General features: G+C 43.4%; 18 protein-coding genes. 13 read left to right on the top strand and 5 right to left on the bottom strand.

Annotated features, from left to right (window positions below):
* Positions 1-10 precede the first annotated feature (10 nt).
* Positions 11-1210 carry an enolase C-terminal domain-like protein gene (locus ACRQQK_RS12505; RefSeq protein ID WP_457511859.1) on the bottom strand — a complete coding sequence of 400 codons (1200 nt, stop codon included), beginning with the start codon at positions 1208-1210 and terminating at the stop codon, positions 11-13.
* Positions 1211-1498: 288 nt separating this feature from the next.
* On the opposite strand from ACRQQK_RS12505, the gene ACRQQK_RS12500 reads away from it, so the two are divergent.
* From ACRQQK_RS12500 to ACRQQK_RS12485, 4 genes are all read left to right on the top strand, one after another.
* A complete protein-coding gene (locus ACRQQK_RS12500) occupies positions 1499-2890 on the top strand; it encodes a PTS transporter subunit EIIC (RefSeq protein ID WP_457512368.1) in 1392 nt (463 codons plus the stop codon).
* Between the two features lie 360 nt (positions 2891-3250).
* Positions 3251-4804: a diguanylate cyclase gene (locus ACRQQK_RS12495; protein WP_457511857.1), complete on the top strand. Its 1554-nt coding sequence runs from the start codon at positions 3251-3253 to the stop codon at positions 4802-4804.
* A 258-nt stretch (positions 4805-5062) separates the two neighbouring features.
* Complete coding sequence (locus ACRQQK_RS12490; RefSeq protein ID WP_102962208.1) at positions 5063-5347, top strand: hypothetical protein; 285 nt, start codon at positions 5063-5065, stop codon at positions 5345-5347.
* 110 nt (positions 5348-5457) lie between these two features.
* Entirely contained in the window at positions 5458-6150 is a 693-nt protein-coding gene (locus ACRQQK_RS12485; protein ID WP_457511855.1) for a hypothetical protein, read from the top strand.
* 16 nt (positions 6151-6166) lie between these two features.
* On the opposite strand, the gene ACRQQK_RS12480 is transcribed toward ACRQQK_RS12485, so the two are convergent.
* A complete protein-coding gene (locus tag ACRQQK_RS12480) occupies positions 6167-8098 on the bottom strand; it encodes a beta-glucoside-specific PTS transporter subunit IIABC (protein WP_457511853.1) in 1932 nt (643 codons plus the stop codon).
* Between the two features lie 5 nt (positions 8099-8103).
* On the bottom strand, positions 8104-8958 hold the full coding sequence (gene licT / locus ACRQQK_RS12475) for a BglG family transcription antiterminator LicT (protein ID WP_457511851.1): 855 nt from the start codon (positions 8956-8958) through the stop codon (positions 8104-8106).
* A gap of 669 nt (positions 8959-9627) precedes the next feature.
* Between licT and ACRQQK_RS12470 the strand changes: the two genes are divergently transcribed.
* Together ACRQQK_RS12470 and ACRQQK_RS12465 are read left to right on the top strand one after the other, a co-directional pair.
* The gene (locus ACRQQK_RS12470; RefSeq protein ID WP_457511849.1) at positions 9628-11046 is read left to right on the top strand and encodes a PTS transporter subunit EIIC; all 1419 of its coding nucleotides are present in this window, start codon (positions 9628-9630) and stop codon (positions 11044-11046) included.
* A gap of 36 nt (positions 11047-11082) precedes the next feature.
* Entirely contained in the window at positions 11083-12489 is a 1407-nt protein-coding gene (locus ACRQQK_RS12465; RefSeq protein ID WP_457511847.1) for a glycoside hydrolase family 1 protein, read from the top strand.
* 255 nt (positions 12490-12744) lie between these two features.
* On the opposite strand, the gene ACRQQK_RS12460 is transcribed toward ACRQQK_RS12465, so the two are convergent.
* Complete coding sequence (locus ACRQQK_RS12460; RefSeq protein WP_457511845.1) at positions 12745-13512, bottom strand: carboxylesterase family protein; 768 nt, start codon at positions 13510-13512, stop codon at positions 12745-12747.
* 287 nt (positions 13513-13799) lie between these two features.
* Here ACRQQK_RS12460 and ACRQQK_RS12455 point away from each other — a divergent pair, with 287 nt between their 5' ends.
* From ACRQQK_RS12455 to ACRQQK_RS12425, 7 genes are all read left to right on the top strand, one after another.
* Positions 13800-14174, top strand: coding sequence for a hypothetical protein (locus ACRQQK_RS12455; protein ID WP_102962201.1), 375 nt, complete (start codon positions 13800-13802; stop codon positions 14172-14174).
* Positions 14174-14977, top strand: a complete 804-nt coding sequence (gene bcsQ / locus ACRQQK_RS12450; RefSeq protein ID WP_102962200.1) for a cellulose biosynthesis protein BcsQ — start codon at positions 14174-14176, stop codon at positions 14975-14977. Before ACRQQK_RS12455 ends, bcsQ begins: the two co-directional genes overlap by 1 nt.
* A gap of 23 nt (positions 14978-15000) precedes the next feature.
* The gene (bcsA, locus tag ACRQQK_RS12445; protein ID WP_457511842.1) at positions 15001-17106 is read left to right on the top strand and encodes a UDP-forming cellulose synthase catalytic subunit; all 2106 of its coding nucleotides are present in this window, start codon (positions 15001-15003) and stop codon (positions 17104-17106) included.
* On the top strand, positions 17106-19328 hold the full coding sequence (gene bcsB / locus ACRQQK_RS12440) for a cellulose biosynthesis cyclic di-GMP-binding regulatory protein BcsB (RefSeq protein WP_457511840.1): 2223 nt from the start codon (positions 17106-17108) through the stop codon (positions 19326-19328). The genes bcsA and bcsB overlap by 1 nt, the downstream gene beginning before the upstream one ends.
* Positions 19329-19347: 19 nt before the next feature.
* On the top strand, positions 19348-23163 hold the full coding sequence (locus tag ACRQQK_RS12435; RefSeq protein WP_457511838.1) for a cellulose synthase subunit BcsC-related outer membrane protein: 3816 nt from the start codon (positions 19348-19350) through the stop codon (positions 23161-23163).
* Positions 23164-23235: 72 nt separating this feature from the next.
* Positions 23236-24243, top strand: coding sequence for a glycosyl hydrolase family 8 (locus ACRQQK_RS12430; RefSeq protein ID WP_457511836.1), 1008 nt, complete (start codon positions 23236-23238; stop codon positions 24241-24243).
* A gap of 328 nt (positions 24244-24571) precedes the next feature.
* A complete protein-coding gene (locus tag ACRQQK_RS12425) occupies positions 24572-25582 on the top strand; it encodes a LacI family DNA-binding transcriptional regulator (protein WP_457511834.1) in 1011 nt (336 codons plus the stop codon).
* Between the two features lie 99 nt (positions 25583-25681).
* On the opposite strand, the gene ACRQQK_RS12420 is transcribed toward ACRQQK_RS12425, so the two are convergent.
* Positions 25682-26683: a substrate-binding domain-containing protein gene (locus ACRQQK_RS12420; RefSeq protein WP_457511832.1), complete on the bottom strand. Its 1002-nt coding sequence runs from the start codon at positions 26681-26683 to the stop codon at positions 25682-25684.
* Between the last annotated feature and the right edge of the window lie 283 nt (positions 26684-26966).

The following is a 26966-nucleotide window of genomic DNA, read 5'->3' as shown; positions in this document are numbered from 1 at the left end:
ACCATTTTTATTAAGGTGTATGAATGCTGCCATCGGGTAGTCGACTCTGAGTCCACTCGTGTGGTCTATACTCGACTGGAAAATCTTTTGCCGCCTCTATATTAATTTCCACTCCGATACCAATTTCTTCTGATGCATATAAATAGCCATTTTTTGGTTCAGATGCATTAGGAAATACTCTGATAGTGTTTTCGCCATAGTGCACATGCTCTTGAATAGCACTATTATGAAGATGTACGTTTAAATGGGTATTTACAGCAGCACCAATAGGCGTCATATCCGGTGGGCAATGCCAAGCAATTCTGACACCAAAGGCTTCGCAGAAGTGGCCAAGCTTCAAAGCGGGAGTGATTCCACCGATTTGAGATACATGACAGCGAATAAAATCAACTCGACGATTTATAATTAAAGATTTCCATTCTTCAGGATTATTAAATAATTCTCCTAATGCTAAAGAGACAGACGACTGATTTCTAATATTATCTAACCATTCCGTTTGATTTATCGGCAAAATGTCTTCAATAAAGTATGGGGAATATTTCTCAACTTCTTTAGAAAATCTTATCGCTTGATTAGGAAACAATCTTTCATGAACATCATGGAGGATATGAAATCTATTACCATATTTATCACGTAATAACTTAAACATTGTAAGTGTATTATCAATATATTGGTCTTGATCATAATAAGACCCAGGTGTTGGATTCTCTGTTACATTAATATTCTTTGGTACACCACCATAAAATCCTAATTGACAGCGAATATGTTTATATCCTTTTTGTAAATAGGTCTCTATTTGATCATATAAACCGTCCATAGTTTCGCTTGTAGCGTGGGTATATGTTGCTATAGCATCACGAGACCTACCACCAAATAGTTGATGAAGTGGCATACCGGCTAACTTTGCTTTAATATCCCATAAGGCCATATCGATACCGGATATAGCGTTATTAATTACTGGACCGTTCCTCCAATATGCGTTAACCATCATCATTTGCCACAGATCTTCAATATTGTCTGCATTTCTACCAATAATTAAAGGCTTTAAGTATTCATCCACCATCGTCTTTACAGCCAATGGACGTTGTTGGAACGTTGCACAACCAAAACCTTTATTTCCGGATTCAGTTTCAACTATAACTGTAATCAGATTGTGTCTATCGGGTTTAGTTATTATGCACTCAATATTGGATATAATGTTTTTGGTCATATTAAAAGCTCAATCAAGTTCAATCTATTTTTATATAACGCTGAAAAACAGAATATTTCAAGAGCTAAATTTAAGTAAAACACAACTGGTTCGTTTTGAGCCTTCTTTTGCTAAAAAAAACAAACCAATCGCCAAAATAAGTGTATTTTTTAAAAATCCAAATGGTTTGTGTGATTACACTCACTTTTTTAACTCTTATTTTTATAACACCCGTAGGTATGATTACACCAACAAATAACCAAACATCTTGTAGGTACAGTCATGGAAATAACTGAAAACAACAATACGATGGCACCGACTAAATCAGTACATAATCACAGTGAAATGAGTGAACATTTACAATTACTTATAAAAGCTCTAGGTGGACAAGAAAACATTGTAAACATCACTCACTGTATGACTAGGCTGCGCTTTAAGTTGGTAAAGGATGAGTTAGCCAACAAGAGTGAGTTAGAAAAGATAAAGGGCGTCAAAGGCGTCGTTCTTAGCCAAGGTCAAACACAGGTAGTTATCGGTGTGGACGTGGAGAAGTGGTACAACGAACTTTCTGGCATTAGCCAAGTCGATGAAGTTTCTGAAATTGAAAACCGTAAACTGTTTCAGAACGCAATGCGTGTGGTTGCTGGGATCTTTGGACCGGTAGTTCCTGCTATTGCTGGCGCAGGTATGCTGATGGGGTTGCTTTCGGGGTTGATTGCAACGAATGTAATCTCTGAAAGTTCAGATACTGTTTTCTTTTTTAGAGCCATTTCAGTAGCAGTATTCTTCTTTCTACCTATGTTGGTTTCGTTTTCGTCAGCCAAGGTATTCAAAGTAAATGAATACCTTGCTTTGGCTGTAGCTTCTGCAATGCTCGCCCCAAAACTTATAGACAAAGCAGCTATGTTGAAAGCCGCGGGTTCTAGTCCAGAACTCAACGTGTTCGGTATCGTGCCAATTGAACTCATGGGCTATGGTGGTGCAATTGTGCCAGCGATTCTAGCTGTGTGGGTATTATCGAAGATAACACCTCTAGTCGACAGATTAGTTCCTAGTTCAGCTAAACCAGTAGTTACACCTCTGCTGGCTTTCGCAGTGACATCTACCGTTGTTCTTTCATTCGTCGCACCTGCTGGTATGTGGCTAAGTAACGGTGCTGGATGGGTAGTGAGTTCTCTTCTTGAAATATCACCGACTTTGACAGGATTTGTGTTTGGTTTGACTAGACCAATAACAATCGTATTTGGTATTCACCATAGCATGACACCAATCAGCCTGAATAACTTTGCGTTGTATGGTAAAGATTTGCTAATGCCAATCATGTGTTTAGGTAACATGGCGATTGCTGGTGCAACAGTGGCGGTATGGTACAAACAACGTAAACATTCATCAAAAGAGCAGTCATCTATAACAATAAGCTCTGGGATTACCGCAATTTTGGGAATTACCGAACCAGCTCTGTTTGGTGTACTTACCAAATATACTAAAGCTCTACTGGCTGCGAGTGTTGCAGCCGGGGTCTTCGGTGCAATCTCAGCAACGATTGACACTCATCTAACAACGTACATATTGTCTTCTATATTCAGCGTTCCAGCTTATCTAGCAGGCGGATTACAAAACTTTATCCAAGCTATTTTTGGTATCGTAGGTGTTTTTGTTCTGTCCTTCATACTGACATCTATCGTCGTAAAAACAGAATAATATAGATAGAACTAGCTATTAAAAAAGCTCATCACGTTCGTGATGAGCTTTCTACGTCCGCCCCATTTAGTCTAAAGAAAAGCCTCAAAAATTGTCCTATAAGGTCATCACTGAAATCTATCTAAACATATTTCTTTTGTCTAAACCTCATGCTTGAGAACTAATCGGTTTATTGGCATTTACTATTTTAGTAAGCTAGCGCCAGCTATATCTACTTAAATTATTTAGTCATATCACACTTGAGGCTAACTGGATTCAGGTCTGTTTTTGGTGTTGAATCAATCTTGGTAGATAGCATTTTGATTAATTTCTATCTATTGCAGAACGGAATGCAGCATAGATGATACTCATGGCGATCGGATGATAATTCACATACCTACAATTTTTTTAATAATCATCGCAACTGCGGGCACGTTGACATTATCTGTAGGCACCGTCACTCGGGCAAAAGAACAGAAAGAACTATTGCTGTGGACGATAGGTTTAGCGCTTCACACTCTGGTTTATATTCTGTTTTTCTTACGAGGGCAAACCCCTGCGTTTTTCTCTGTTCTCGTTGCTAATGCCGCTCTATCAGCCAGCTATTCTTTTTTTACTGCCGCAATTGTGGAATTTCTGCATCGCCGAATCTCCAAAGTTTTATTGGTAGGCCCTCCTTTAGTTTTAGCGATTATTTTTTCTTTTCTAATGGATGACATTAGCACTCGAATCATCCTTAGTGGTCTAATTTTCAGTAGTCAGTGTGCTTGGGCTTTGTCTATCTTAATGAACCGTAAAAGAGTTGTTAGTGGGCGTGGCAAATATCTTGTGGTTGCGGGTCTTACGATAATCATTGTTGTGTTATCGATGCGTATTCTCAGCGTCATCATTAAGCCAGATGATATCTCTAGCATGTTGCACCAAACACCTATTCAGGTTGCAACATTTTTTTGTGCATTCATGTCATTAATCCTTATGTCTAACGGCTTTGTTTTGATGATCAAGGAACGCGCAGATGAACATATCCTGCAGATGGCAATGAAAGACCGCCTAACAGGTGTATGGAATCGAGTTCGGTTAGAAGAAGAGGCTCCACAGGAGATAGCAAGGCTAGAACGCTACGGGCATCCTACATCAATTCTCATGGTCGATTTAGACCATTTTAAACAAGTTAATGACCAATATGGGCATGCCACGGGAGACTTGGTGTTGAAAGAGTTCTGTGCTGTCGTTCAGTCTTGTATTCGAACAACGGATATACTGGCACGCTGGGGTGGGGAAGAGTTTGTTGTCCTGTTGCCCAATAGCGGCTTTGCGAGTTCAGCGCCTTTAGCTGAACGGATTAGATCGGCAGTCGAAAAACATGAGTTTCCTTATGGGCTGCGTGTTACAGCGAGTATTGGCCTGGCGAGTTGCCAACCTTTGGATTCTTGGAGTTCATGGTTAGATCGCGCTGATCAAGCGTTATATCGAGCCAAATCGACCGGTCGAAATCGTGTTGAAGTGGAGAATACGTCAACCCAAACCGATACTTCTAAAACCAACATTGTTGAGTTAGTGTGGCGACCTGCTTACGAATCAGGTAATGCTGTGATCGATGCCCAGCACAGAGCGCTACTCGAACATTCGAATATTCTCTTGCAGGCGATTTTGGATAATAGAGATAAATCAGAGATATCCAAGTTAGTGGATTGCCTGATTTCTGCTATTGAGCAGCACTTCAACGATGAAGAGGCTATATTGCACAAGGCCGGATATTCAGACTGCAAGCATCACATTGAGCTTCATGCAAAGCTGATAGAGAGAGCTAGACGGTTATCAAAGCTTTTCTTTGATGGTCAAGTCAGCGACAGTGAACTTCTTCACTTCATCATGTATGAAATGGTCACTCAACACATCCTCATAGAGGATAGAAAATACTTCCCTATGCTGTAACCTCACACATCTGCACCTTTAATTCTGAATGGCCCATATGTTGGGCAATATCATCTTGGTTTATCTTGGGATTAACGAGTATCAAATTGCTGTAAGTGACCGATAAGATAACGTTCCTTCCAACGCTTCATGCCATCTATTTTTCTTAACGCCCTACATCTTTGTCAGAAGCCGCTTAAATAAACACGAAGTGGTTTTGTCTGAACGCTTGGTGATTTATTGTTCAATGAATGGGGCGATAACACTAATAGGTTAACTATGTCCGTGTATTCAATTGGTTATGGAACAAAATCGACTGAACAAGCTAAAGCTGTGATTGAAGAAGTACTAAATGGCTCTAAGGCGGTTCAACTCAACGAAGAGTGTTGGTTTTTAGACACAGCGCTTTCCAGAAATGAAGTGATAGATACGTTAAGCTATATCGCTGAACTTGATGAACCCTTCTGTACAGTTACTCGGTTATGTTTCGGGGATTGGCTGCAAAAAGCCTATACAACCGAAGTGATCACATGGTTGACTCATCCTGTAAGAAGTTGGTGGTAAGGGAAGAGTTAACTATTCACATATAAGGAAACGGTCGTTCCCCTCATATTGTGCTGTTGAATATCACCGTTATTTAATGCGCTATCTCTCTGTTTTTATGTGGTTGTTGTATGGAAAATGATATTCGAAAGTTGATAGAAGAGAGGCTCATTTCAAGCAATGTTGAGCTATCTGTTTTGTTTGATGGTAAAGGCTTTGACCATGAGCAACTGAGGCGATTGTTTCCCATGCTTTCCACTAAACTTCTTCGTCAGTCTGATAAATTTACGAGTACCATGCTGGCGGAGGCGGACGCCAGTGCCTGCCAAAGAATATGTGCTTCAAAAGCTTATCAAGAGTTTATCTCTAAGGCTTCTAACCCCGAATTATGCAAGCAAATTGATCTATCACTAAAGCGCTGTGAAATGAGTCTTGAGCAGTGCTATAAAATCGTCAAAGACATTCTTCCGTCTGAGATTGAACTTCATGAACAAATCGATCCCCGAGGGAAGTTTTTTCTAAAGAACATCACCATTTCCTACGTGCTTAATTCAGTACTCTATTTGTTGCTTGAGAATGATCCTTATATAACGGTTACTTGGGGCCCTTATATTGGTTCGGATGATTCAGAGACTAAGACTGAATGGCTTGGCAAATCGTTATTATTGAATCACGCGCAAGCCGATGGCTTTGATGTGGTTAATGGTATTGAGTATGAAACGTTTGAATGCTACACCAATCAAGTTAATCAGAAGCTAATCAATGAGCTAAAGAACTCGTTAAGTCTCTCCGTATTTCAAAGGTTAAAGCGGCGACTGTTTTAACTATCGGCTGTGGCAGTCATAAAAAAATCGTGAGCAGTGTTTCACCACTTTTGATATTGGGCGAACTGGTGGCGATGACATCTAAGTATTCATCACTATTAGTGATCAAAATTGGCGTGGTGCTATCGTAGCCCAGAGTGTGGAGTAACTGCAGATCGAACAAAATAATCGGCTGCCCTTGCTTGATTTCTTCACCAACAGCGACCAGTAATTCAAATCCTTGTCCTTCTAACTTAACGGTATCCAGACCTATGTGTATTAGCATTTGAATCCCATCATCGCTTTGCAATCCAATAGCATGGAGGGCTTTAAATACAGATACGACTTTGCCATTAAAAGGCGAGCGAAGTTCGCCTTCCTCTGGCTTGATTGCTATGCCTTGCCCCATGATTTCGCTGGCAAAGGTTGGGTCTTCAACCTCGGTAAGAGGGACCACTTGTCCTGTTAGAGGGCTGGCTATTTGTAAGTGCTCTTTGCTGATTTGATCGTGGCTAACATTATTGGTTTGTTTAGGTTCAGATGCAGGTAGTTTCTTCTTTTCAGTTTCTGTGGTTTCTGAATGGACTGTTGCTGTAAGCATTGGGGTAAAAATATAGGTAAGAACCGTTGCACAGACCAAGGTAAAAATGGTTGCCAGAATGCTAACGATTACCGAATCATCAATACCCGTCGGTGGCACAATTTGAACAATGAGAAATAGGCCGGGCATCCCCAAGGAATAGGCTTTGGCCTGAAAGTAAGCCACAATGCTGGAGCCAATTGCCGCAGATAAACAGCCGAAAATAAATGGCCATTTAAGAGGAAGGTTAATACCGTAAATGGCGGGTTCCGTCACACCAAATACGGCGGTTAGCGCGGCTGTACCAGCATGACTCTTTTTCTTCTCTCGCCAGTTTATCAGCAGAACGCCAAGGCACGCGCCGACTTGTCCGAATGCAGCTGGAAGCAGTAAAGGTGGGAGAACATCGTAGCCATTAACTGCGATGTTGTTCATCATGATAGGGACAAAGCTCCAGTGAATACCAAATACAACCAGAACCTGCCACAAAGCCCCCATGATGAAACCGGCCACTTCAGGACTAAAATGATAGAGGAAAAATACGCCTGATGAGAGGGCTTTGGCAACCACTGTGCTAAGTGGGCCGATCACTAGGAATGTCAGTGGTACGGTGATAATTAGGCACAATAGTGGTGTTAGCCACTTGGTAAAAGAGTCTGGGGCTTTTTTAACAATCAAATATTCCAGCCAAACATTAAACCAGATGGCGAATAAGATAGGGATAACAGAATTCGAATAGTTGATGAACTCTACTGGCAAGCCTAGGAAGTACTCTTGTTCTGTTTCCATTGCAGTGACTTTCTGCGAAAACAACCCACTGACATGGTTATTGATCTCTGGGTGGACTAGGGCACAAGCAATGGTGATGCCAAACAAAGGATTTGTACCAAAGTGCTTTGAGGCGGAATAGCCCAAGAGTATAGGAAGAAAGAAAAACACCGCATCGGAAGATGAAAAAAGAATGCGATAAGTGCCACTATCCACGTTCATCCAACCAAGGCTAACCAGCAGGAAAAGGCTTCCCTTGAGAATACCGGCCACACTGAGCAACCATAATATTGGGAAAAATATATTGGTAATGGTGTTAATAACATTGGTCATATGGTTGGGAATACCAGTGCCTTCTGATGTTTCAAGCAAAGGTAATATGGATTGATACAGCTTTTCGACATTGGAACCAACAATAATTTGGAACATTCCCCCCGAATGTATTACCGAAATAACCTCTGGAAGTTTGTTAATCTCTTTTACCGCATCGGTTGGAATATGTCGAAGTTGGAAACGCAGGCGTGTTGTGCAGTGAGTGACTTGCTGGACATTAGAAGCCCCTCCGACCCGATCAACGATTTGTTCGGCCAGATGAGTGAGATAATTACTTGGGGATACCATATGTGTCATTCGCTTGAAGGTGCTGCGCGGCGTACCCGTTCAACATGGATGGTCAGGAACATCATTTCTTCAGAAGTCATGGCATGGCTGAATTTTTTATCTATATAGCGGCTAATTTTTTCAACACATGAGAAAGCTGTCGGGTATTTGCTGCGTACTGTTTTAAAAAGCGAGTCGTCGTCCTCAGAAACCGTGGTCTGATGAATAAGCCGATGGACGAAAAACTTTAGATGAGTGACCAATCGACGAAATTCATCGCTATCCTCATTCAAATCCAGACCTAAGTTGTATTTAATCATTTGCACAATGTCACGAATCAAATTGGTGACACTAATGGTGTTGTTCATGTCCTCATTAAGCTGAGCATTAACCAGATGTAAGGCGATATAGCCCGCTTCGTCTTCAGAAAAATTAACGCCCGATGCCTTTTTCAGTAGCGTTAATGCTTCTAAACCAACTTTGAACTCCAAGGGGTAAAGCTGTTTAATTTCCCATAACATTCCATTTTTAACCACCATGCCGTTACGTAATCGTTCGATAGCAAAATGAATGTGATCCGCCAAAGAAATTCGAATGCTGGGATGCAACTCACCAGTGAGCGTATTTTCGGCGAGCTCTACGATTTGCTCTGTGGCTGCAAGCAGTTCAAGAGGTATATTTTCTAACAACTCTCTATAACGGTTATCGATGTTATCGTCGTCACTTTTTGCGAGGATGAATATTTTTTCAATTTTGTCTTCAGGGATTTCATCACTAGGTTTCATCTGAAATCCAATACCACGCCCCATGACAACGACTTCTCTCTGGTTATCGTCAGTAGAGATAAGAACATTATTATTTAATACTTTCGATACACGCATAATATTTAAGTTACTAGACTATTTTGTATGGAAAAAACCAAGCTGGTTAGACGCTTTATATTTTGTCCTAGAGCTTAGGTTTGCCTTTTAATGATTATGACAACTCTGTCATTTGGGCACAGCGTATAGCCCCCATCTTTTTTGCTTCTTTGTGGAAGCAGGTTAACGTGAGAATGGCTACATACTGTTACCAAAATAGTTCGAAGTAGGGTCATTTTTGATAGGGACATCATAATCTCAGTGCTTACAAATGAGTATAAACTCCTTGTTGGTACCGGTTACAATTGTGATGTTTATCGCTATTTGTTCAGTTATTCATCGTGTGAATCTGATCCAATTCACGTTTGGTTTGTTAGTCAGTTGATCTGAAAAGAGGCTGGACTTATTGTCCACACGAACAACGTCGGCAAGGTTGTTAAATAGGCACCTTGTTACGTCGAAATGGATTGTTATCGCAAATGCGAGCAAAACCTGACTTAGCTTACCTAAGGTTTACTTGGTAAGTGGTCAGGTTTTTTTATACATAAAATTCAGGCTAATTATCGTTTTTCGGGATTGTTACCGCTATAGGGCAAAACCCGAGGATACCCAGATGTAATGCATTTTGGGGTCCTCGGGTTTTTTTATGTCTGCCAGCCAGCAATACCCATCTAACAAAAGGGCATAGTTATGGCATATCAACAACTTGCAATCGATATTATTAAAAGTGTCGGCGGCACCAGTAATGTGGCGAATGTTATGCATTGCGCAACTCGCTTGCGTTTCAAGCTCAATGACAGCGCGAAAGCGGACAAGGAACAAACAAAACTACTGGATGGTGTCATCGCAGCAGTAGAGAGCGGTGGACAGTATCAGGTTGTGATAGGTAATCACGTCAATCAGGTCTTTAAAGCGATACAGGCTGAAATAGGTGGAGACTCTGGTACTGAGCAACAAGATAAGACGGAGAACAAAGGTAAAGAGGGACTATTGAGTACCTTTATCGACTTGATCTCAGGGATATTCACTCCGCTTTTAGGCATCATGGCTGCGTCAGGTATTCTCAAAGGTGGATTAGCTTTGGCGATTGCTGCTGGCTGGACGACGACAGATAGCGGTATTTATCAGTTGTTGTTTGCTGGAAGTGATGCTCTGTTTTTCTTCTTTCCCGTTGTTCTTGGTTATACCGCTGGTGCGAAATTTGGAGGAAGTCCATTTGTCACTATGGCGATTGGTGGGGCACTCGTACATCCAAGCATGATTGCGGCGTTTGGCGCTTCTCAGGCTCCCGGTTATGAAGCGTTGACGTTTTTAGGTATGCCAATCACCTTTATGAATTACGCTTCTTCGGTTATGCCTATTATTTTTGCTGCTTGGGTATCGTGCAAGTTAGAAACGGTTTTCAATAAATTGCTGCCAAGTGCAATAAAGAACTTCTTCACGCCTCTGTTGTGCATTGTCGTTACCGTTCCTTTGACTTTTCTCGTTATTGGCCCAGCGGCAACACATGCGAGCCAACTTTTAGCTCATGGTTATGAGCTTGTCTACGCTGCAAGTCCTGTTTTAGCAGGCTTAGTGATGGGCGCATTCTGGCAGGTTTTCGTTATCTTCGGTCTTCATTGGGGCTTTGTTCCTGTTTTGCTTAACAACCTTGCCGTCTTGGGTTCTGACAGCATGATGCCACTGCTGGTTCCTGCTGTACTTGCTCAAGCGGGTGCTGCATTTGGTGTCTTCTTAGTGACCAAAGATATGAAGCTGAAAGCCATTGCGGGTTCTGCAACCACCGCTGGGCTGTTCGGTATCACTGAACCTGCTATCTATGGCGTAAACCTGCCGAAGAAGCGTCCGTTTGCTATTGGCTGTATTTCGGGAGCTATTGGGGCTGCAATCATTAGTTACTTCAGTGTCCGTATGTATTCGTTTGCGCTACCAAGTATTTTAGTTTTCCCACAAGTCATTCCCCCAACTGGTGTTGATTTAACGCTTTGGGTAACCGTTTTCGCTTCCATGCTTTCCATTGTTCTAGCGACGGTTTTAACCGTACTGTTTGGCAAAGTTAACGATGCCAGTAAAGACGCCACACACGCAGTTGTAACGGCCAGAGCGTAACGGCAACCCAAACCAAATTTTAAAGGAGATATATTCATGAGTTTTCGTTTTCCAGAATCGTTCCTATGGGGCGGTGCCACTGCCGCAAACCAAATTGAAGGTTCACATAATAAGCATGGTAAAGGTCTGTCTACATCCGATGTTCAGCCATTCGGTGCCTTTGGCGAACTTGTATACCGAGAAGAAGGTGATTTCAATATCAAGGACGTAGCGATCGATTTCTACAATCGTTACGAGGAAGACATCGCTTTGTTCGCAGAAATGGGGTTTACCTGTTTGCGAGTGTCTATTGCTTGGAGCCGAATCTTCCCAAATGGTAACGATTCTGAGCCGAATGAAATGGGCTTGGCTTACTATGATCGCGTGTTTGACGAGATGGCTAAGCACAACATCACTCCGTTGGTCACCATTTCTCATTATGAAATGCCATTGAACCTAGCGGACAAATATCAAGGCTGGGCGAGCCGTGAGGTAATAGGTTTCTTTGAGAACTACGCCCAAGTACTGTTCAAGCGTTACAAAGATAAAGTCAAATTGTGGCTAACCTTTAATGAAATCAACGTTACGCTGCATGAACCGTTTACGGGTTCTGGTCTTCCTCGTGATTGTAGTGAACAAACCCGATTCCAAGCTATTCATCACCAGTTGGTGGGTAGTGCAAAAGCGGTGAAAGCATGTCACGACATTATCCCAGATGCCAAGATCGGTAACATGATTTTGGGCGCGATTCAGTATCCTCTGACCTGTAAGCCTGAAGATGTCATGCATACGCTAACTCAAAACCGTGAATGGCTGATGTTTGGTGATATTCAGGCGCGCGGCTACTACCCAAGTTACATGACACGTAAATTTAAAGAGTTGGGTGTCGAGATTAACATTACTGAAGACGACAATGAATCTCTGAAAGAAACCATCGATTTTATCTCTTTCAGTTATTACATGTCTGGATGTGCGAGTACCGATCCAGGTGAAGCCGAGAAAGCAAGTGGCAACATGCTGAATATTATTGCCAACCCGTATCTAGAGGCTTCGGAGTGGGGCTGGCAGATCGACCCTGTAGGTCTGCGTTACTTACTCAATTTCCTCTATGACCGTTACCAACTACCGCTATTCATTGTGGAGAACGGCTTAGGTGCCAAAGATAAATTGGATGAGAACGGTGAAGTGATCGATGACTACCGTATTCAGTATTTGAATGATCATCTTTATCAAGTTGGTGAAGCGATTCAGGATGGTGTTCCTGTCATGGGTTACACCTCATGGGGGCCGATTGATCTTGTTAGTGCTTCTACAGCACAAATGTCCAAACGTTACGGCTTTATCTATGTAGATCGAGACGACAAAGGCAATGGTTCACTAGAACGTAAACGCAAGAAAAGTTTCCACTGGTACAAGTCAGTTATTTCCTCTCGAGGACAAGCTCTGCAAGGTCCAAAACAATAAAAAATTTAGTTGTTCCCCCACCGGCTCACCGGAAGCTCCTGCTCAGGTGAGCTTTTTTGCGTTCACTTTCGTACTGTGCAGATAGGAATGTTGATGTTCAAAGAGGCACTTTTTGAACGACAAAACTCATAAATTTCTATGGAATTAGTGCTTTCTGTAGTCGTTAGGTTCCTGAGTACACTATGTTACTAAATAGCCACTAGGTAAGGTGGCTATCGTTAGGTGTCTGGCTATTTCAAGAGTGTAACCCTATGGTTATTTATGATTTTTGATCAGCCATTTATACACGTCAGAATTACTAAACGCAGTCTGCCACGATGAATCATGACCACCGTTTTCAATTTCTGTATAACGAATTTTGGTGGTCGAACCTCCTGCTCTGATGATGGAATCAACCATCTCTCGTGAGTATTCAACACTGGTCACTTCATCATTACTGCCGTGGAATACCCATGTTGGTATATGTTTGATTTTATCGGCTTGTTTTGGATCTGCGCTCCCTGCGATAGGTAGAGCTGCCGCAAACAGTTCAGGTCTTTGAATCATTGCATTCCACACACCTTGTCCGCCACGAGACAACCCTGTCATATAAATTCTGTTTGCATCAATATCCGGATTGTTTTTTATCATCTCATCAATAAGATGCAGTAGCGCTGTCATAGATGGAGTTGATGGTGTCTGCGTATAGTCATAATGATCTAACGTTGTGCTAGCCCATCGCATCGGTTTCGGCGTCTGTGGAGCAAGAACGTAAACGGCTTGAATTGCCTGATTGGTCTCGCTCGCGAAATATTGCGGGCCAAAGTTTGTGCCCTGATACATCTGTGCTTGGTTATCTGTTCCCGCTTCCCCACTACCGTGTAAGTGGATGATTAATGGTAGTTTTGTTCCTGCTTGGTTCGGAGAATAAACTTGATACGGGAGGTCAAATGCTCCGTCGCTATAGACAGCCGAACTCCAGTCAGCCAATGCCGGAGTTACTGCTAGGAAGGAAATGGTTAGAGTGAGTATAGGCTTCAACATGACATATCCATTTTTCTGATGAATGTAACCGGTATCATAGCAATCAGTTTGGCATGATTGTGTGATCTTACAGTCAACTTAAGCGGATACTATTTCACTGATGCAATAGACATTTTTCGAGATTCGCCCCTATATGGATAGAAATTACATACTCACTTGGTTAAAACTTGAGCTGCTATTGAGTTTTTTATTTATAATTTAGACTAATGATTCAAATTTGAGACATTACTTCAATTGATATGCTGGCATAATGCGCGCTTTGACTATTTAAGTGTGACGGAAGTAACTTGGACATCTATGACGATCTAGAGCGTTTTAAGCAACAAATTCAGCAAAATACCCATTTTCAGCAGTTTGAATTGTCTCGTGGTCACGAGATGGTTAAGGCTCATTACGCTATTTTTAATCAGTTAGACGAGCACTTTTCTGCTCAAGCACAGGATAGTGCACATTTGGATCATCTTAACGGTATTGACGCTGAACACTCAACTTCGTTCGATGCGAACCTTATTACCAATCGAGTGACCGATAAAACGTCAGAAACTTCGATTTTCGATTCAGTATCAAAAATTTCTTCTAAGCAGTCGTTAGAACGTCTGTTGCATTCCGCAGGGCTATCTCAAGAGCGTGAAAGTACACTGGTCATGGCGGGGAACGAGTAATGCCTTTAATTGCTGTTTATTCTCCAAAAGGTGGTACTGGAAAAACAACACTTGCTGCCAATCTTTGTCATTCTTTTTCAACTATGGGTCTTAAAACTGTGGCAGTGGATTTTGATCCACAAAATGCTTTGCGCTTGCAGTTTGGTATTCCTCTCGCTGATACGTCCGGTTATGTTGCTTCTGCCAGTGAGTCTGCAATGTGGAGTAAGCATTTGCTTTCCACTCCGCATCATGTCTTTGTGCTGCCTTATGGTAAGACGACGATTCAACAACGTTCTGCGTTTGAGATGAGCTTAATTCGAGAGCCTTCTTTTGTTGCTCGTGGTTTGCAAGAGTTACTGGCTCAACCTGATCTTATTGTTGTTGCGGATTTACCTACTGCAAATATCTACGCTATACAGTCATTGCTTCCAAAAGCCGATGTGGTTGTTATTCCACTTCTGGCGGATACCGCCTCTTTGTCGTTGTTACCAGAAGTTGAAAACCTTTTTGCCGACATTGCAATGCAAGAGAATGCACCGGATACCTTTGTGGTTATCAATCAAGCCGATTATCGCCGTAAAGTCAGCAAAGACGTTGAAGGTTATATGGTTCAACGACTAAACGACACGGTTATCGGTATTGTTCATCGCGATGAAAGTGTGGTTGAAGCAAATGCTGCTCAACAGTCGATTTCGTCAGTTAACCATGCTTCAGTAGCGGCTTTTGATATTGAAGTCATCAGTAAAAAACTGGCTGAAAAACTGGGATTGGTGACCAACGATGGTTCAATGTTCTCTGCTCCAGCTCCACATCACACTTAATTAGCGATCGGTAAACATTAAGAATGAATAAGCTAGCTTTATATTTGCTGATCATTGTCATGTCTCCATTGGCAGCAATGGTTGTTGTCACTCCAATGGACAGTGACAAGCAATTCGTGTTTGCGATTGTCAGCCTAGTAATACTGTATTTGCTCAATTTCAGTAAACGTCGCGACATATCTGTGGTGATGGTGCTGTTTTCCATCTTAACCTCGACTCGCTACCTATATTTCCGTGCTGATCAGACGTTGCATTTCAATTCGATGATTGAAGCGATTCTAGGAACTGGGCTGTTTATCGCTGAACTCTATTCTTGGGTAATGTTGCTGCTCGGCTACTTACAAACGACATTCCCTTTGAATCGTCAGATTGTTCCATTGCCAAAAGACAGCAGCAAATGGCCGACGGTGGACGTTTATATTCCTACTTATAACGAATCACTGGATGTTGTTCGCGATACGGTCTTGGCAGCGCAATGTCTTGAATACCCTAAAGATAAAATCAAGGTTTATATTCTTGATGACGGTAAGCGCAAAGAATTTGCAAGGTTTGCTCAGCAGGCAGGTGTTGGGTATATCACTCGCTCAGACAACTCGCATGCAAAGGCAGGTAACTTAAACAACGCATTGAAGCAAACTAACGGTGAGTTGATTTGTATTTTTGACTGTGACCACGTCGCTGTACGGGTGTTCTTGCAGGCAACGGTGGGTGCTTTCCTGAAAGATCCAAACTTAGCGTTAATGCAGACTCCGCACCACTTTTATTCTCCTGATCCTTTTGAGCGCAATCTGTACGGTAAACATGATATTCCTAACGAAGGCGAACTTTTCTACGGCCCGATTCAGCAAGGGAATGACATGTGGAATGCGACCTTCTTCTGTGGTTCATGTGCTGTTTTGCGCCGAACCGCATTAGAACAGATTGGTGGCGTTGCTGTTGAAACAGTAACGGAAGATGCACATACCGCACTAAAAATGCAGCGTTTAGGTTGGAATACCGCTTATCTGCCAATTCCGATGGCAGGTGGTTTAGCGACTGAGCGTCTTGGTTTGCATGTGATTCAGCGTAACCGTTGGGCGCGTGGCATGGTGCAGATCTTCCGTGTTGACAACCCATTGTTAGGTCGTGGTCTCAAGCTGCAACAACGTCTCTGCTATTTGAGTGCAATGTTGTACTTCTTATTCCCGCTGCCAAGAATTGTATTCTTGACGGCGCCGCTCGCGTTTTTGCTGTTCAACCTCAACATCATTCACTCGTCAGCAAGCCTGATTTTTTCTTACGCATTGCCGCATTTTATAATGTCGATGTTCGTCTCTTCCCGTTTGAATGGGCGTTCACGATACAGTTTCTGGGGTGATATTTACGATATGGCGTTGGCGTTCCACTTAGCGCTTCCAACCATTGTGACCATGATTTTCCCGAAGCGAGGTAAATTCAACGTAACCGACAAAGGCGCTTTGCTCGACAAGACCTATTTCGATGCTCACATTGTTAAGCCGCATATGATTACCGCAGCGATACTGGTTATTGGTATCGGTTGGGGCATCTATCGGGCTTTGGGGTATTCATTCTTTGTGGCTGATCCTATGGTTGTAGCACTCAATGTGGGATGGTCGGTTTATGGACTATTCTTCTTGCTCGCAGCCATTGCCGCAGGTCGTGAAACGAAACAGATTCGTGAAACCATCCGCTTGGATGTGAAAATTCCTGCTGTAATTCATTATGTTAGCGGTGTGCTCTCTCGCTCGCATACAGTGGACCTCTCTATGGGTGGCTGTCTGGTTGCATTACCTGCAGATCAACGAAGTGAAGCGGTTGAAGCGATTGAACTTCAACTTCGCTCGGGCAGTATCGCCATTCCTGTTGAGCAGATAGGTGTTAATGAAAAGGGCTATCGCTTGAAGTTCAGTGAAGTTTCTTTGAATCATCGTCGTGAACTCGTTCGTATTGTATTGGCTCGCTCTGATGCTTGGGTTCGTGCTCCACGCAAACAAGACAGACCGTTGCGCTCTCTAGTGACGATTGCTTCGTGTATTTGGGATGTAGCGTGTGATGCGCTCAAAGTTTACCGAATGTCTCGAAAAAGAAATGCAGTCCCATCTAAAAGCCTCAGTGGAGAGCAAGCGTAATGAAAAATATGTTGCTAACAATGCTGGTGGCTTGGTTCTCTTTACTGCTGCCAGTGAAAGCGTGGGCATCGACAGAAGAGGATAGCAGCGTTCAACAGTATCAAAACAAAATGACGTTAGCTGATATGGGCTACGTTAAGGGTATTGTGTTCCGTGGCGGTCAAAAAGACGCTGGTGTTCTGTTCAGTTTGCCAATTGACCAACTGGTTAATCATGCTCAAATGACATTAGACCTACGCTCGTCTACTTCATTGATGGATAGCGATGTCACCTTGCAGGTTCGTGTTAACGGCGAACCAGTTGGGTCGATTCCACTTTCTTCAGTACAGCAGATGGCAAACAGTTATCAGTTAAATGTACCAGCACTGCTAGTCAGCTCTCGCAACACATTGAGCTTCAGTCTTATCAGTGAGCAAGACAACTTATGTGTTCAGAATGAGGATAATCGTGCCGAGCAGATTGAAATCCTACCGAGTTCAAAGCTTGAGCTGAGTGCGCAGCAGTTAGGTATCGCTGCAGATTTAAACTTCTTCCCCAACCCGTTTTGGGATGCTCAGGATATGTTGGATAGCCCAATTCAATTCGTCTTTCCTCAATCATTGACCGCTGAACAAGTGAGCGCGGCAGCGGCTCTGTCATCATGGTTTGGCGTACAAGCCACTTACCGCGGTGTTTCATTTGAGGTTTCAAAAGGTCAAATTCCGCTGAGTAATGCAATTGTATTTGGTGCGCCGGGTGACAAAATCGGTGATATTACGTTGCCGAATGCAGAACAACCTTTATTGCAAGTTGTCGCTAACCCACGTAATTCGCTTTATAAGTTGCTGTTGGTCGTGGCGAAAGATCAGCATGGGTTGCAATCAGCAGTACATCGTTTAGCTCGCCTAGATTTTGAAAAACAAACCTCGCGATACGTGGTGGAATCTGAGGCGATTGCCAAAAGCAAACCTTACGATGCGCCGCGCTGGATTTCGACATCAGAACCTGTGCTACTGAGTGAGCTGAGTGCTCAAGGGCAAAACATGGTGGCGAAAGGTATCTGGCATAACTCGCTGGATTATTCATTCCGTGCAGCGCCCGATTTATTCTTGTGGGACGGGGAAACCATTCCTTTGAATATTGATTACAGCTTCCCACCCGACGCTTTGATTGATACTGAACACTCGTTTTTGAACGTGGTTTTCAACGGTAAGTTTTTAAATGATTTACCAGTAAACCAACGCGGCGTACTTGAACAGCTATGGCGTCGTTTGGGTGGTGATACTCGTCAGGAAACCGCGCTGTTACCGATTCAGCCATACATGATTTATGGTGATAACCAGTTATCGCTCTATTTTGATGTCAAACCACAAGCTGATTTACCTTGTGGTGCATCGATGGACAGCAATATTCAAAGCCGAATTAAAAACTCGTCGAGTATTGATTTGAGCCAAACCCAGCATTTTTCGTTATTACCTAACCTGTCATTTTTTGTTGGCGCGTCATTCCCGTTTTCACGCTTAGCGGATTATTCAGGAACCGTACTTTGGTTACCTGCCAACCCAAGCAACGAGCAATTAAAAACACTCTTTAGTTTGACGGCACGATCAGGTGCGGCAACAGGTACCGTGATTTTCCAAAACCACGTCATTCTTGGATCACCTTCCAGCAGTTTGGAACTTGAGCACAAAGACATTCTGGCGGTGAGTTCGATGAAAGAAGCGCGCTTTAACCGCATGTTGTTAGCCAACTCGCCTTTTGAAGAGCAGGACCACATATTGCGTGTTAAGCCCCAATCGATGGGCGATAAGTTGATCAGTTGGTTACAAGGGAACTGGAATCTCACTGAGCAAGAAGCCGAAAGATACTTCTCGTCTAATGAATCATGGCGTGGCTTCATTAGTTTTGAGTCTCCTTGGAGCGAAAACTACACGGTAGTTGTTGCCACCGCTTCATCAGATCAGCAACTAGTTAAGTTGGATAAAGACCTGAAGATCGCTTCCATCAACGCGGCTATTCGCGGCGATGCCACAGTTATTACCGATGACAATGGAGCAACCAGTTTTCAGGTTGCACCTCAGTTTCCATCTGGTCAGCTACCTTGGTACAAAATGGCTATCTGGTATGCCAACCAGCACAGCGCCATTTTCGCTTTGTTGACTCTGATTGTTTCGTCGATTTTGGGATTTGCTATTTATAGCCGCCTACAGCGCAAAGCCGAACTGCGCTTGAATGAAGAGTAGGGGCTCTGGATTCATCATTATGAAAAAGAATACGTTAAAACTTTTCTCCACATTATTTTTGGTTGAAGCGCTGCAAGTTGCGATGGTTACGCCTGCTTGGGCTAATGATCCAGCGCTAGCTTCCCTGCTTGATCAGGCTAAGTATTGGCACGAAAAATCCAATCCGACACTGGCACAAGAGTCGATACAGAAAGTTCTGATGGTTGACCAAAATCAGCCAGATGCGTTGTATCTGATGTCACTTTGGGCGCAAGAGCGTGGTGATATTACTGAGAGTGCTCAGTGGAAAAGCCGACTAGAAAAAGCGCACCCAAATGCACCACAGCTTCAGCAGTTAACGCGTTCGCAAGCTCTAGGGCAATTGCCACAAAGTGGAATTGAACAAGCGCGTCGTCAGGCTCAGTCTGGTGATATCAAAGGTTCGATTGCGACTTGGGATGAACTGTTTAAAGGCAGTGAGCCGCCGATTGAATTGGCGCCTGAATATTATCTGACCATGTCTGGCGATAAAGATCTGTACAGCAAAGCGGTGTCTGCACTGGGCAAACTCGCTAAGCAGAACCCGAACAACAGTGCAGTGGGTATTGCCTATGGTCAGGTGTTAACTTATCGCAAGCCAACGCGCCGTCAGGGACTGAAGCAGCTGGAAACTTATGCGCAGCAGAGTAAAACAGCGTCTGATTCTTTACGTCAGGCACTATTGTGGTTAGAACCAAAAGAACCTGATGAGCGTTATTACCAACGTTGGGCGTTAGCACATCCACAGGATAAAGCGGTTTTAGAACACTACAAAGCGGCCGTCGGTGGAGACATCAAACGCAGTGGTTACAACGAGCTGAATCAAGGCAATCTGGAGCAAGCGGAAGTTGAATTTCAACGTGCGTTGGCAAAATCACCGAACGATGCAGACGCTTTGGCCGGTATCGGTTATGTGGCACTGAACAAAGGTGACTACTCAAAAGCCGCAGATTACCTAAAACGTTCAGCTGCTCAGGGTGGAAATCAAGCCAGTAAGAGACGCGAACAAGCCGACGAAGCACAATTTCTTGCTCAGTTAGAACAGGCAAAATCTGCCTATCAAGCGGGCAACACGGCACAAGCGTTAGAATTAAGTGCGCCGTTAGCCAAGCGCAAAGGTGAAGCTGGACGTGGGGCAAAACTGTTTCGAGCGGATGTGTTACGTCATAACGGCGACTACGCGCAAGCTGAAGCACTGCTGCTTAAGGTTTTGGATGAAGAACCGAACAATCAGGCTGCTAAAGAAGCTCTGTACTATGTTTATGCTGAGCAGAACCAGACTGATAAAGCGAAGAACTTGCTGAGTTCTCTGCCGCAGCAAGTCCAGAGCCGCATCCGCAAAGCGGACAGTTATAGCAATATTCGTGATCTGGCCAAAATGGCGGTGGATGTGGGCAACATCGAAACCGCGATTGTGATTTTGGATAATGGCCTTCAGCGTTTACCGAACAACCCATGGCTTCGATTGGAGTTGGCTCGTCTTTACCTGCAACAAGGTGATGCAGTTGCAGCACAAGGAGTTATTGCCTCGTTAGAAAGTGAGCAAGCGAGTGGCGAAGATTTGTATGTGGCAGGGCTTTATTACTCTGGTCAGGAAAAGTGGAAGCAAACCAATCTTTTGCTATCTCGTATTCCAGAATCCGAGCGTAATGCCCAAGCCAACGCTTTGTACAAAGAGTCAAAGTTCTATCTCGATTTGGAGTTGGCGAGCTCTCATATCGCCCACGGGCAAATTGCTCAAGCTAGACAATCGTTAAAAGCGATGCAGCCGCAAGCCATCGAGAAACCAATTTGGGCCGGCAAACTTGCTCAACTACTGATGAAAACAAGAGATGTTGATCTTGCCATAGATGTGGTTGATGCGAGTCAAGCGCGAGGTATTGAAGGTAATGCGGGCGACTATGCAGACCAAGTGTCTGTGCTATATCAAGCGGGGCTGAAACAGCAAGCACAAGATCTGCTGAATCATCCACAAATTATTGCCAACAGTACTCCGTTGCAACTTGCACGAGCTCGGAATGTGTATGTGATTAACCAAGCGGATACATTACGTGAGCAAGGCCAATATGCACCAGCGTATGACATGCTGACAGCCGCGCTGCAAACCGATCCAACAAGCAAAGATCTGATGTTAGCCATGGGACGTTTGTATCAAAGCGGTAAGCTGAATGATCAAGCAGAAGTAGTCTATCAATATCTTTTGGACAATCAGCAAGATACACCGGAGCAAGATGCACTGGTTGGCGCAATTAATATCGCTTTGGTGAAAGGTGAAGCGAGTAAAGCGCGTGAATTATCAGAACAGTTGCAGCAGGTGAAATCTCCATCGCGTCTGCTGCTAATTGCTCGTATTGATGAAGCGCAAGGCAAGCACGCTGAGGCAATGGCTAATTTGCGTCAAGCTCGTGCACAGTTACTTGGCTTGCAGTCTACTCACGCGAGCACTTCGCCTATGGTTGGCGGGTTGGTGATGGCAGATAACCCATTTGCTACTGCACAAAGTGCTGCAAATTCTAATGTCGCTCCATCTGTATATGGTACGACTATGCCTTGGCAGGTGAGCGCGCAAACATCGGCTAACGGGGCGTATATTAATCAACGTGCGGATCTTCCTCAGCCAACCGCAGAGCAGCAGACTCTGGCGGATGTGAACCGTTTAATGATGCAAATATCTGATCGCACATCTAGCTGGGTTCAAGGTGGCATTGAAATTCGCGGACGTGATGGTGAAAACGGACTTAGCCGACTGACTGAAGCTCGCGCTCCTATGGAATGGTCGACAGTACCGTTTGGTGATGCTCGATTTGCGATAAACGTTGCACCGGTAACTCTGGATGCAGGTACCTCTTCTGGTGATGCAAACCGTCGCTTTGGTACAGGTGCATTAATTCAGGGGCAGGTAGCTGAAACAGAAGGTGTTTCTTCGTTAAATGGCGACACATTGCCTGATGTTGATTCTCAAGGTGGACAACGTCAAAGTGGCGTTGAACTGGCAATGTCATTGCGAGATCAGTATTACCAGTTAGATATCGGCACCACGCCGCTTGGTACAGAGTTGAGCACATTAGTCGGCGGTGCAAAAGCGATTGCCCCGTTAGGTGATTACACTAAACTGTCCTTCTCTCTAGAACGCAGAGCAGTAAAAGACAGCATGCTTTCGTATGTAGGCATGAAAGACAGTTTCTCAGGTCAATACTGGGGACAAGTGACGCAAAACGGCATCAACATTCAACTGAATTACGATGATGGTGAAGTAGGTTACTATGCTGGCGGTGGTGTGTGGCGCTATGCTGGTCGCAATGTCGAAGATAACGATGCAGTAAAAGTAGAAGCAGGCATGTACTTGCGTCCTCTTAAAGCGGATGACAGAGAGCTGCAGATCGGCTCACACATCAGTTATCAGAATTTCGAAGAAAACCTCAGCTACTACAGTTTTGGGCATGGTGGTTACTTTAGTCCGCAGAACTATGTCAGCGTCTCTTTCCCTGTGGAATATACGCAGGAGTTTTCGAAGTTGAGTTTGGGTATTGGCGGCGCATTGGGTTACCAGTCTTATAGTCAGGATGAAGCCAACTACTTCCCCGGACAATCAGCGATGCAATCAACCTTGGAGTCCTACGTTCGTTCGGGTTGGGCAAAAGAGGCACGATACAGCGGAGAGAGCACTGACGGTATTGGGTACAGTTTCCAAGCGAGACTGGGCTACAAAATTAAGCGTGATTTAACGCTAGAAGCTAAAGTCGCTTATGACACATTCGGTGATTACAACGAGTCAAAAGCGCAGCTCTCATTACGTCAGTCTTTCCAAGACTATTAATCTAGCATGATGATAAGCAGAGTATCTTCCGCAGAGCTCTGCTTATTTTGTATCAAAGGGATGAATGAATTGATGTTCAAGCTCTACAAACAGATGCTCAAAGTTTGGCTGTTGATGCTTTGTGGTATTAGCTCTGCCAGTGCATCTTCACTTGACTGGACCACGTTTAAACAACGCTTTATGGCGCCTGACGGCCGAATTTTGGACAGTGGTAATCGCAATATCAGTCATACCGAAGGTCAGGGTTTTTCTATGTTGTTTGCTGTTGGGGCGAATGACAAAGCGTCGTTTGACAAGATTTGGGGATGGACTCATTCCCATCTTAAAGATCAAAAATCCGGCCTGTTTTACTGGCGTTATAACCCAGTGATTGCTGACCCTATCGAAGATAAAAACAACGCCTCCGATGGCGATGTGTTGATCGCATGGGCACTGCTAAAAGCTGGACAACGTTGGAACCACAAACCCTATTTAACTGAGTCAGATCGCATCGTTCGTGCGGTTCTCAATCATACGGTTATAGACTTTGCAGGTCGCAAAGTGATGCTTCCGGGGCGCAGCGGTTTTACCGCGCAAGACTCGATAACCTTAAATCCTTCTTATTTTATCTTTCCTGCTTGGCGCGACTTTGCTGAACGCAGTTACCTAGCCAACTTATGGACATTGATTGAGGATTCTCAGCAGTTGATGACCGACATTGACTGGGGGCAACATCGCATTCCGACCGACTGGATAACGCTTTATGCGGACGGAAAGACAGCACCAGCAACAAAGTGGCCAGCTCGAGTGAGTTATGATGCGATTCGGGTTCCTCTTTATATGAAGTGGGATCGCGGGGATAACCCACTGTTAGGCCGATGGCAATCATGGTTTTCTGGTTACTCACGTTTAAAAACGCCAGCATGGGAAAATATGACTAACCACGAAGTGGCAAATTATCCAATGCGAGGCGGACTGCTAGCGGTGCGAGATTACACTATGAATCAACTCAGTAGCGACGCGACCAAGGTACGGGCGAGTGATGACTACTATTCGGCGAGCTTGAAATTGCTGGCGGCACTAGCTAACGATGGTTTTTAAGTTTGGATTAATGTCGCTACACCCAAAACTGGTTTCGAGTTCTATGTTTAAGAACTCGTAAACTAGATTCAAACGATTACTGCTGTTAAGTGGTATCACGGCCATTGTTGTCATTAGGCTGAGACGAGTGGTGTAGTCGAGATATGCTTGCGCAGCTTTCAACGTTTCTACAGGTTTGAGCAGTTACTCCTTTTCTGAGATATGCGATACGCTAACGTCTAAAGTATAAAATTTGAACAAGATTACTATTGTTTTGTTTTATATTTCATTAAGCTAACTAGCCTCTAGTAAATCCGACCATCTAAAAGTTACGGTGTAAATCTCTGTTATGAAAAAGCCAACAGCAACCGATGTTGCGAAACTTGCTAACGTTTCAGTAAGTACAGTGTCGAGATATTTCAACAGAAGTGCTTATCTTGCTGAAGATAAAATTGTAGCTATTGAAGAGGCGATTGAGAATTTAGGCTTTATCTCAAAAGCATCTATGAACGTTCAAAAGCACAAAGAAAAATTGATTGGATTAGTGATACCAACTTTCGATAGTTCGTTTATTAGTATGGTTCTAGAGGGTATGGATTCTGCAATACAGAACAGCGCATACCGGCTTTTGATTGAGACGACTCATTGGCAAAAGGAACATGAAAAGCGAGTCATTCAACAAGTACTTAGCCAAGGTGTAGATGGCCTAATCATGATGGTGAGTAGTTTAGTTGAAGAAGAGGTTCGGAGCCTAGTCGGCGATCTGCCAGTTTTGATTTTAGCTGGTGCAGAGGATAGCAGTTATCCTTGTCTGAAAGTGGATAACGTCTCGGGCGGAAAAATGGCGACTGATTACCTTATTGGTCTTGGACATCAAAAAATAGTACACCTTTATAGCAACGAGATTGGTAACAGAGACTCATTAGGACGGATGGAAGGTTATAAAGCGAGTTTGAAGTCAGCGGATGTCGATGTTGATGACAATCTGATTTTAAATGGAGGGTATAGAGCCTCTCTCTCTTCTCAAGCCATACAAAGCTTAATTAATCGAAAGGTGCCGTTTACGGCGGTATTTGCTGCTAATGACCTTAGCGCCTTAGGTGCAATTCAGACACTGCTCAGAAACGGAATAAAAGTTCCGGAACAAGTTTCAGTAATAGGGTTTGATGATTGTCCAATCTCGTCAACATTCTATCCCAAGCTCACAACGGTAAGTCAGCCTTTACACGATATGGGCAAATCTGCCATTACTTCGATGTTAGACCTGATTGCTGGTCGTGATATTGATTTTGGGGCGTTGGAATTAAAACTCGTCACCAGAGACAGCACATCTAAAGCTCCGCCTCACCCTTGGGTGTGAAGTTTGTTGTCAACTCACGAGTAAGTATTGTCTCACTCTTGATGGTGTCGTTATTTCACATCTCTTGATGGAATACATTTGGTATTGTTGTGGTAAATCTTAGCTCTTAACAGGTCCTGTACTCTCCCTTTTTATCAGTTCAACAGGAGGAACGTGAGGATTAGATGCATTCATACTGGTCAAATCAACAATATATTGCATCGCTAGTTCTCCCATCTCATATAAAGGCTGTTTAATGGTTGTGAGTGATGGAATAGATATCGCGGAGGTATATAAGTCATCGAAGCCAATCACAGACACATCGCTTGGTACGTCCAATTTGTGTTCTTTCAAAGCCTGAATAACACCATATGCACTTAAGTCATTTGCAGCAAAAACTGCAGTGAACTCGATCCCTTTGTTTATCAGATCATTTATCGCTTTATAGGAGTATTCGAAGTAATAACCACCGTTAATGATGAGATTTTCGTCAATGTTTAATCCTGCCTCTAGTAAGCTTCTCTTATAACCTTTTAAGCGGTCACCGGCATCAGGCCCCTCATCCAAACGACCATGAGCATGAACAATTTTTGTATGCCCAAGTTGAATCAAATGGTTGGTGGCAATGCTACCCGCAATAATATTGTCGAATTTTAAGCTTGGGAGAGAACCTAAGTTATTACCAGCAACAACGAGGACTGGTACATCTCCAACTTGCTGTTTGATCTCCTGTTCTGAAGATAAGTTGACGATGAGAACCAGAGCATCAACGCCGATGTCCATCATCTGTTTAATTATTTTTTGCTCGCGGACTTTAGAAAAGTTGGAGCTTTCAACTCTCAAACTATAAGCGCTATTTTGTGCCCAGTGATTCATGCCGTTTAAGATGCACGAAAAATACGAGTTATCGAATGTTGGAATAACGACGCCTATTTTCATGCTCCTAATTTTTTTAGTGCTTATTTTTGTGTTTTTAGGTTTGAAGTTGAGCTCGAACATAGCTTGTTCGATTGCTCGTACCTTGTCTTTACAAATATATGCTTTGCGATTGCTATAGCGAGAAACTGTACTCGCTGAAACACTTGCTAGCTGAGCAATGTCATATATTGTTGGTTTCTTCATTAATGCTCACTTTGTCAAAATATCCATGAAAGGTATGTCATTTTTTGTTTTCCATAAACTACGAAGGAGAACTATGGGTGCAAAAGAATAAAAAATCAAACTCAACGAATTACATGGTTAATTTCCGCCAGAGAAATTTAAAACATTGGTCGGTTTGAATACTAATTTTTACTAAAAAACACCTGTTTTAAAATAGAGTCTGATCACTAATTCGACGCTTAGTAATGAAGTTTTCTTACGCTTAAGAAGGTGTTTTTCTTGGGTGGTGAGATTTAATTTATAT

Source organism: Vibrio sp. C8, from assembly GCF_054051265.1.
This window is presented reverse-complemented; position numbering and strand designations above follow the sequence as displayed.

Excerpts from the sequence above, each read along its gene's own strand:
- ACRQQK_RS12505 (WP_457511859.1), bottom strand. The coding sequence starts at position 1,210 with ATGACCAAAAACATTATATCCAATATTGAGTGCATAATAACTAAACCC.
- ACRQQK_RS12500 (WP_457512368.1), top strand. The coding sequence starts at position 1,499 with ATGGCACCGACTAAATCAGTACATAATCACAGTGAAATGAGTGAACAT.
- ACRQQK_RS12495 (WP_457511857.1), top strand. The coding sequence starts at position 3,251 with ATGATAATTCACATACCTACAATTTTTTTAATAATCATCGCAACTGCG.
- ACRQQK_RS12490 (WP_102962208.1), top strand. The coding sequence starts at position 5,063 with ATGTCCGTGTATTCAATTGGTTATGGAACAAAATCGACTGAACAAGCT.
- ACRQQK_RS12485 (WP_457511855.1), top strand. The coding sequence starts at position 5,458 with ATGGAAAATGATATTCGAAAGTTGATAGAAGAGAGGCTCATTTCAAGC.
- ACRQQK_RS12480 (WP_457511853.1), bottom strand. The coding sequence starts at position 8,098 with ATGGTATCCCCAAGTAATTATCTCACTCATCTGGCCGAACAAATCGTT.
- licT (WP_457511851.1), bottom strand. The coding sequence starts at position 8,958 with ATGCGTGTATCGAAAGTATTAAATAATAATGTTCTTATCTCTACTGAC.
- ACRQQK_RS12470 (WP_457511849.1), top strand. The coding sequence starts at position 9,628 with ATGGCATATCAACAACTTGCAATCGATATTATTAAAAGTGTCGGCGGC.
- ACRQQK_RS12465 (WP_457511847.1), top strand. The coding sequence starts at position 11,083 with ATGAGTTTTCGTTTTCCAGAATCGTTCCTATGGGGCGGTGCCACTGCC.
- ACRQQK_RS12460 (WP_457511845.1), bottom strand. The coding sequence starts at position 13,512 with ATGTTGAAGCCTATACTCACTCTAACCATTTCCTTCCTAGCAGTAACT.
- bcsQ (WP_102962200.1), top strand. The coding sequence starts at position 14,174 with ATGCCTTTAATTGCTGTTTATTCTCCAAAAGGTGGTACTGGAAAAACA.
- bcsA (WP_457511842.1), top strand. The coding sequence starts at position 15,001 with ATGAATAAGCTAGCTTTATATTTGCTGATCATTGTCATGTCTCCATTG.
- bcsB (WP_457511840.1), top strand. The coding sequence starts at position 17,106 with ATGAAAAATATGTTGCTAACAATGCTGGTGGCTTGGTTCTCTTTACTG.
- ACRQQK_RS12435 (WP_457511838.1), top strand. The coding sequence starts at position 19,348 with ATGAAAAAGAATACGTTAAAACTTTTCTCCACATTATTTTTGGTTGAA.
- ACRQQK_RS12430 (WP_457511836.1), top strand. The coding sequence starts at position 23,236 with ATGTTCAAGCTCTACAAACAGATGCTCAAAGTTTGGCTGTTGATGCTT.
- ACRQQK_RS12425 (WP_457511834.1), top strand. The coding sequence starts at position 24,572 with ATGAAAAAGCCAACAGCAACCGATGTTGCGAAACTTGCTAACGTTTCA.
- ACRQQK_RS12420 (WP_457511832.1), bottom strand. The coding sequence starts at position 26,683 with ATGAAGAAACCAACAATATATGACATTGCTCAGCTAGCAAGTGTTTCA.